7 protein-coding genes are annotated in these 8,242 nt (G+C 47.3%); 5 read left to right on the top strand and 2 right to left on the bottom strand.

Annotated elements, in window-relative coordinates:
• From AC13D2_RS00120 to AC13D2_RS00100, 5 genes are all read left to right on the top strand, one after another.
• The coding region (locus AC13D2_RS00120) for a transposase (RefSeq protein WP_272582964.1) at positions 1 to 310 on the top strand (310 nt) is incomplete at its 5' end.
• A gap of 160 nt (positions 311 to 470) precedes the next feature.
• Positions 471 to 1,238 carry a TetR/AcrR family transcriptional regulator gene (locus AC13D2_RS00115; protein WP_482938017.1) on the top strand — a complete coding sequence of 256 codons (768 nt, stop codon included), beginning with the start codon at positions 471 to 473 and terminating at the stop codon, positions 1,236 to 1,238.
• A gap of 172 nt (positions 1,239 to 1,410) precedes the next feature.
• Positions 1,411 to 3,732 carry an efflux RND transporter permease subunit gene (locus tag AC13D2_RS00110; RefSeq protein ID WP_482938016.1) on the top strand — a complete coding sequence of 774 codons (2,322 nt, stop codon included), beginning with the start codon at positions 1,411 to 1,413 and terminating at the stop codon, positions 3,730 to 3,732.
• Positions 3,729 to 4,520 carry an outer membrane lipoprotein-sorting protein gene (locus tag AC13D2_RS00105; RefSeq protein ID WP_482938015.1) on the top strand — a complete coding sequence of 264 codons (792 nt, stop codon included), beginning with the start codon at positions 3,729 to 3,731 and terminating at the stop codon, positions 4,518 to 4,520. The genes AC13D2_RS00110 and AC13D2_RS00105 overlap by 4 nt, the downstream gene beginning before the upstream one ends.
• Positions 4,517 to 5,713, top strand: coding sequence for a hypothetical protein (locus AC13D2_RS00100; RefSeq protein WP_138686918.1), 1,197 nt, complete (start codon positions 4,517 to 4,519; stop codon positions 5,711 to 5,713). Before AC13D2_RS00105 ends, AC13D2_RS00100 begins: the two co-directional genes overlap by 4 nt.
• A gap of 24 nt (positions 5,714 to 5,737) precedes the next feature.
• On the opposite strand, the gene AC13D2_RS00095 is transcribed toward AC13D2_RS00100, so the two are convergent.
• Positions 5,738 to 6,535, bottom strand: coding sequence for an alpha/beta fold hydrolase (locus tag AC13D2_RS00095; RefSeq protein ID WP_020745569.1), 798 nt, complete (start codon positions 6,533 to 6,535; stop codon positions 5,738 to 5,740).
• Between the two features lie 258 nt (positions 6,536 to 6,793).
• Positions 6,794 to 8,143: a transposase gene (locus AC13D2_RS00090; protein WP_482938018.1), complete on the bottom strand. Its 1,350-nt coding sequence runs from the start codon at positions 8,141 to 8,143 to the stop codon at positions 6,794 to 6,796.
• Positions 8,144 to 8,242 lie beyond the last annotated feature (99 nt).

The following is an 8,242-nucleotide window of genomic DNA, read 5'->3' as shown; positions in this document are numbered from 1 at the left end:
AAAGGAAGTCTGGAGCGATCTGGTCAGGGCAGTGGGAAACTGGCGCGAAGAGACCATGACCTACTTCGAGACGGACATGCCCGTCACCAACGCTTACACGGAGTCCATCAACCGACTGGCCAAGGACAAGAACCGTGAAGGGCGCGGTTACTCCTTCGAGGTGATGCGGGCACGAATGCTCTACACCACGAAGCACAAGAAGAAGGCACCGACTGCGAAGGTCTCTCCTTTCTACAAGAAAACCATCGGTTACGGACTGCCGGACTTCGCAGAGGAACTCAACTACGGAGTCGATCTATCAACCATCTGATAATGGTATCAGGTTGGTGGGGTAAAGGTGCCCCATCAACCATTAAATCCGTATACCCAAATAAGCTTGCAATTAAGCGTAATTTTAATAAAATGACGCTTCGTCAATGTGACGGAACGTCATTATACTGTAATAAGGTCGATATTATTCGTTTCACGCTATGAAGTTTTGTGACCGGAGTACTACAGAGCCAAAATGCCTCATCGGCAAGTTTAAAAACAAGCGCCAGGCGGCTATTGCCGATCGTGAGCAAGAGCTGCTGGCGATAGCGGAAAGGCTGATGGGAACAGAAGGCTTTTCCGGCCTGACCATGGATAAGCTGGTGGCTGCCTGTAACTATTCCAAAGGCACTGTATACAATCACTTCAGCAGTAAGGAAGACTTGTTGTGTGCGCTCTGCATCAAAGGAACCAAGCTGGGGATGCAGATCACAAAACGGGCTCTGACCTTTGATGGTAACAGCCGGGAAAGATGTTTGGCCGTGCACTTTGCCCAGCGTATTCATGGTTTGAGCCACCCGACCTTATACCTGTGTATGTTGACGGGCAAAACACCAGCGGTCAGAGAAAAAGCCAGCCCTACCCGATTAAAGGAGCTGGAGGCGCTTGAAGCTGAGATGCCGCAGATCTGTACCCAGGTTTTCGACGATGGGCTAGCAGACGGTTCACTAAGCGTCAGTATGGGGGTTGGCATCGATAGCTTGAGCTTTGCCAACTGGGCAATATCATTCGGCACTAACGCCTTAATGATAGGGGCGGCCGATGCCCTAGAAGCCAAGCAACTGGAACTGAATTATGCACTGTTATTTAACGTCAGCATAATGCTGGATGGCATGGGCTGGAAGCCCTTATCCCATCAATGGGATTACAAAAAAACCTGGCAGCGTATTGCCACTGAAATATTTTCAGAAGAAATGGCAGCACTGTGATTGAGTGCTGTTTTTTTAACAAAGTGAGTGACGATTCGTCACAAAACTAAAACGAAAAGCAAGTCAGCCTGTGAATTGCAATGCGTTTTGTAACAAATATAACAGCATATGAGTTTACTGCTGTTTTTTTAACAAAGTCAGTGACGAAACGTCACAAAATAAGGAAGGTAACATGAGGCACTTATGGCTCAATACCGTACTCAACCGTCCCTGGTTGATCCTGCTGATCGGTATGCTGTTAATAACAGCCGCGACCATGGGAGGAAAAAATCTCTATTTTCGCGGTGACTACAAGGTTTTCTTTGACGACGACAACCCTCAGCTGACTGCGTTTGAACACATGCAGTCAACCTTTAACAAAAATGAAAACGCCGCCATCATCATAGCGCCGAAGTCAGGTAATGTCTTTTCAAAGGAAACCCTGACTCTCATTAAAAATATGACAGATCAAGCCTGGCTGACGCCAAACTCTTCTCGTGTTGACTCCATCACCAATTACCAGCACACCTGGGCGCAAGAAGACGATCTGATCGTCGAAGATCTCGTTCCTGATCTGGAAACGATAGATCAACAAACTATCGCCAGAGCCAGGGAAGTGGCGCTAAAAGAGCCAAACCTGGTCAAGCGTATGGTGTCGGAAAAAGGCCATGTTGCCGTCATTAATATCACGGTGCAACTACCAGACGCAGATACCCCAAAAACGGCCTTGGATACCTCCATTGCTGTCAACGATATCACAGGTTTTATCATTAAAATGACAGAGGAATATAAAGCACAATACCCGGATCATGATTTCTACCATACAGGTATCGTCTTTATGAGCCACTCTTTTGCCAGCGAAGCGCAAAAGGACGCCTCGACCCTGGTGCCCGCTATGTTTCTGGCCATTATTGTCGTGCTTTGGTTATTACTCAGATCTTTTACCGGCACCTTATCCACCTTGATCATTATTGTCACCACAATCGCCGCTACCATGGGGCTGTCCGGCTGGATGGGCTATTTCCTGAGTACAGCAACGGTCAATGTTCCCACTATGGTGATGACACTAGCCGTTGCCGACTGCGTGCATATTATCTCGTCTATGCTATTTGCCATGCGTAAGGGCAAGACTAAAATCGAAGCCTTAGATTACAGCATGAAACTAAACCTGATGCCCGTTTTTATCACCAGCGTTACCACGGCTATCGGCTTTTTAACCCTGAATTTTTCCGATGTCCCAGTATTGGCAGACCTGGGTAACCTGACCGCCCTAGGCATTATGCTGGCCTTTGCTTTCTCTGTCACCATACTGCCAGCCCTGCTGCGTATATTACCCATGCGCACACCTAAGCTTGTCACCAATAACGACAGTAAAATGGAAAAACTTGCTGACTGGGTCATATCCCATCATAAGCGTTTATTGCCCATCTCATTTATTGTGATGGCTGCCAGCCTTGCCTTTACCTTTAATAACCAGATCAACGACGTTTCCACTGAGTATTTTGATCAGAGCACGGCATTTAGGCAATCAACAGATTTTCAGCAAGAGAATATCAGCGGCATGTCGACAATAGATTTCGCCTTGTTCGGCCAGTACGCTTCACAATTGAATTCGCCCAAGATGTTAAACCTGGTCAAACAGTTTAGCGACTGGCTGGCCGAGCAGCCAGAAGTGGACCATGTCTCCAGCATCTCCAGCACCTTTTTACGCCTGAACAAGAATATGCACGGCGATAACCAAGACTACTATACCCTGCCACAGGAGCAGGAGCTGGCGGCACAGTACTTGTTACTCTATGAAATGTCCTTGCCTTATGGCCTGGATCTTAATAACCAGATCAATATCGACAAGTCTGCCACCCGTATTACCGTGACCATGCAAAACCAGGGCAGTAAAGAATTTACCGCATTCGAACGACGCGCCCAACAATGGTTTGCCCAAAACGGCCAGGGCTTTGACATGAAAGCGGCCAGTCCTAACCTGATGTTTGCCCTTATCGGTGAGAAAAATATGACGGGCATGCTCTACGGCACCCTGCTGGCGCTGGTTTTAATTTCACTGTTACTGGTTTTCGCCCTGCGTTCATGGCGCATGGGCGCCATCAGCCTGCTCCCCAACCTGCTGCCAGCCGGTATAGGTTTCGGTATCTGGGGCATCTACTCGGGGGAAATCAATGTGGGACTGTCCGTGGTACTCAGCATGACGTTGGGGATCATAGTGGATGATACGGTGCACTTTTTAAGCAAATACCGCCATGCCCGAAATGAAGGCCATGATGCCGCCGACAGCGTGCGTTACTCCTTTGCCAGTGTTGGCCGGGCCCTGTGGATCACCACCCTGGTCTTGACCATAGGCTTTAGTATTCTGGCAATGTCAGCTTTCAGGCTCAACTCAGATATGGGCCTGTTGACCGCCATCATCATAGTGGCCGCCCTTATTGTCGACTTCCTATTTTTACCGGCATTTTTATTATTATTGGACAAAAAAACAGACCCAACAGGAGAAACATCATGAAGTTTTACAAGCAGCTTAGTAGCATAGTCGTTGGCATCAGCTTGTTATCAACGCCTGTTTTTGCACAAACACCAGAAGAAAAAGGCCTGGCAATCGCCGAGGAACGTAAGGCAAGAGACCTGGGCTGGGGGGACTCTATCTCACAGGCTGAAATGATTTTACGTAACGCCCAGGGCCAGGAAACGATCAGGAAAATGCGCCTGAAGTCACTGGAGGTGGAAAATGACGGTGACAAGGCACTGACCATATTCGATCAGCCACGAGACGTGAAGGGCACGGCGTTCTTAAGCTTTTCTCATGCCACGACACCGGATGATCAGTGGATGTATCTGCCAGCATTAAAACGGGTTAAACGTATTGCCTCGCGCAATAAATCAGGCCCCTTTATGGGCAGCGAGTTTGCCTTTGAGGATCTAAGTTCATTTGAAGTGGAAAAATACAGCTACCAGTATTTGCGCGACGAACTGTTCAATGGCGAAGATACCTTTGTTGTTGAGTCAGATCCGGTCGACAAGTATTCCGGTTATACCAAGCAAGTCAACTGGATCGACAAGGCCCATTATCGCCCGCTAAAAATAGAGTTTTATGACCGTAAGGGTTCATTATTGAAAACCCTGACCTTTAGCGATTATAAGCTGTACCTGGACAAATATTGGCGCGCCGACAAAATGTCCATGGTTAATAACCAAACAGGTAAAAGCACCGACTTTATCACCAAAGAGCTGATCTTTAAGACCGGCTTAAAGGATAAAGACTTTAATAAAGCGACCTTAAAGCGTGCCAAATGATCACTGACTTAAAGAAACTATTAGGCATTGTCCTTGCCCTGCTGCCGTTTATCACGGCAGCAGACACACAGATAACAGTCAAGGCAGCCATAGAACAACGCAGCTTTTTGCAGGACCCCTTGTATTCTGGCCAATACAATAGCCAGCTTTCCGCTTTTATTGAGCCGGAGATCTACCATAGCTGGAATGATGAGACGGACAGTATCACCTTCAAGCCGTTTTACCGTTGGGATCAAAGGGACAGCGAACGTAGTCACGGCGATATCCGTGAACTGATGTGGCTTCATGTCGGCGAAGACTGGGAGCTAAGAACCGGTATCGGCATAGTCTACTGGGGACAGGCAGAATCTCTGCACCTGGTGGATGTGATTAATCAGACCGACCTGGTGGAAGCCCTCGATGGTGAAGATAAGCTCGGCCAACCCATGGTGAACCTGACCCTGATCCGAGACTGGGGAAATTTAGATCTCTTTGTCTTGCCAGGCTTTCGCGAGCGCACCTTTCCCGGGCTGAAGGGCAGGTTCAGGCCTGAGTTCGAAATCAACCAGGACAATGCTATTTACGAGTCCTCTGCCGAAGATCGTCATATTGATTATGCTATACGCTGGAGCCATACCCTGGATGTCTGGGACATAGGTTTATCCTACTTTAACGGCACGGCCAGAGATCCCTCATTTGTCGCCAACTCAGTAAACAATAAGATCAGCCTGACGCCCTATTATGGTCAGATGGAGCAACTGGGCATCGACCTGCTCATGGCCATCGACGACTGGCTCTATAAATTTGAAGGTATTTACCGTGACGTAAGCCAGCAGCAAAGCTATTTTTCTGGCGTAGCAGGTTTTGAATATACCTCTGTCGGCATCTTTGATACTGTCTGGGATTTAGGCTGGCTACTGGAGTATCAGTATGATAACGATCACAATACTAAGCCTGTGGACAAAAATGCCTTGATGCTGGGCACGCGATTGGCGCTCAACGATATTAATGGCAGTGAAGTTCTGCTCGGCTATGTGCAAGATCTCGATTATGCCGCCAGCCACACTGGCTTTATCGAAGCTTCCAGCCGCATCAATGACAACTGGAAATGGCGCATCGATGCCTGGTTCCTGGCCAGCAATAATATGCAGGATATTATCTATAACATCAGGCAGGACGACTATATTCAGATCAGCCTGGAGTATTATTTTTAGTGGGTATATTAGCTGAAAAAACACCTACTCCTGTGCTTTCATCCACTGGCTGATCAAAGGAAAGTGATCGGATATTGCCTCAGGGTGTGTCAGGATATCAATATGATCATAATCCACAGCGTTACCTGCCTGCCTGGACAGCAAACTGAACCTGGCCTCGGTATTGGCGGTTTCCTCAATAAAGTTCAAAACATCGTCAGCATGGCCAAGCGCCTTATCCTTAACGCCTGTCAGGTACCAGCTCGGCGGCCAGTTGACATATTTAGCCGCTTCAAAATAATCAAAACCGTCTTGCGGGTCCAGCCAATGGCCCTTTTTGACCCAGGCAACACTGTCAGCAACCGATTGTATGGTTTCATTATCCGAACCCAGCTTATATTTTTTTGCATCAAAATAGCCTTTACGCCGGGCAATTTTGACCGCAAAAGCATTCCAGAAAAGTTTAACCTTGATAAACTTTTCCAGGTTAGTAATGGCGACCGACCGCTTGGTGCCAAAACAAACATTCGAGCACACCTGGCTGAGCCGCTCTGGAAACCGGCTCAGACAGCTGGCCAACAACACGCCCCCCCATGAATGGCAAACCAAATGCATGGGTTTATGAGTTTTACTATGGATGAAATCCATAAAAAGCGGGATGTCACGGGTAATGGCTTCAAACTGCCCATAACTGGCATCAGCATGAATTGCTGGCCTGCTCTTGCCCCGTCCTCTTAAATCGGCGACATAGACATCAAAGCCCTGCCTGGCCAGGAAACAGGCAAAGCCTTTATTGTTTTCGGTATAAAAAATCCGGCCGTTTTCCACTGCGCCATGTAACATAAGTACAGGGAAGCCTCCTGTTTCTCGCCAAATATGGGAGTATAAGAAATATTAACGCTATGTACTACCCACTGTGTCAGCTGTATTTAAGGCCAGTTGCACGTGTGTCAAATGGGTACTTTTCAGGAATCAGTGAAGTAGTTGTCATCAAGATAGACGCAATATAACTGGTCTTTGGTACTGAAATCCGCAATGAGATATGTGAAAGCCCTTACCTCAACATGTTGCATGTTCAAGTGATGGTCTGTTTTTTGTGCTTCATGCGCCAAAATCGAAGTCGCGTTGAATGATGTAGTCACTGAATGAGGCTGTGGCTGGTGGAGCTCGAAGTGGCGGCATTAGAGAATCGTTTTTTGCTTCAAGAAGAGTCTGCTTGTCAAGGTGCGCCAAAATCTTATGGATAACAGCCGGATCCGTAATACAAGTAATAATTTTGACGTTGGTTTTTTCACAAGCCTCACAGACTGTGATGTCAATATTGAATACTCTTTTTAACCTTTGTGCCCACGACATGCTTCGCGCATGGTATGGTTTATCTGAATCTTTCAGATGCTCTGCTAAGCGAGGGCTATTCTTACCGCGTTGTGAAGCCGTTACCTCGGCACGCACCTTAGCATTGGGAGCAAACACGCCATAAAACCTCGTAAGGTTTAGCCTCGGCACTGGCACCAGTGCCGCGAGCTTGCCTATGAAATCCAAGGGAGTAAAAAAGACATGTGTGGTACCGTCTTGATAGGGAGTTTTCAGTTGATATCTTACTTTTCCTGAATCGGTTAGACTCAATCGTTGCTCGCTTAACGCTGGCCTTGAGATATATCTGCATAGCCTTTCCAGTTTGTCAGTTTGATGGCTGTCTGCAAACACCCCAGCGTGTAAGCTAAAACCGTTTATTTGAGCTAATTGACCGTAATGTTGTTCGTCTTTGGCAGGTAAGGTTTGCAAGGCAAAGACTTTTTTGCCTGTATCTGGTCCTACAGCAATGCGGTAATTGACAGAGGCTGCTTGCAAGGGCAGTAAACTATCTTCGTCATCCATGGGTAAATCGAGAAATGTGTTGTCCATATCCCGTTGAACGAGCCCGGCCTTCTCCAAGTAGGTCGCGATGCGATGGCTAATGACATTCACGAGGGTTTCCATATCATTGTGGTTTGGTGCTTTAACGCACTTGAATTTGGACTGTCCACACTCCTGAGTGATAACGCCTTCCAAAAAGAGCATGTGAAAGTGAATATTGAGATTCAGTGCACTACCAAATCGCTGAATGTAAGTCACCGCTCCTGTGTTTGCTTGCTTCTTAAGATACCCAGCCCGATGCACAATATCGCAAGAAATAGCACGATGAATGATTTGCATGATTTTACTTAAGTGTTTGGGATACCTAGCTAGAAGTAGACGAAGCGGGATGGGTAAACTCAATACCCATTGGCGTACAGGGTAACCGTGAAGAACATCTTCAACTAACAACTTGGCACTTTCTGCCATCCTTCTTGCACCGCAACTTGGGCAAAATCCCCTGCGTTTGCAGCTGAACGCCAGCAGTTTCTCATGCTTGCAGTCGTCACAAACTAGAGGGTTGGCAGACAAACGTGAAAAATTCCCCAGAAACACCCCCAACCCATTGAATTGCCTAATTTTAGGGTAGATTTTTATTCAGCTTCATCCTCAACACTCGTCCGAGCTTTGGACGCTCCCTGAGAGGCAAGTTCA

The sequence above is a fragment of the Marinobacter sp. B-12 genome, assembly GCF_056857915.1.
The sequence above is the reverse complement of the archived record's forward strand: the minus strand, read 5'-3'. Positions and strand labels throughout refer to the sequence as shown.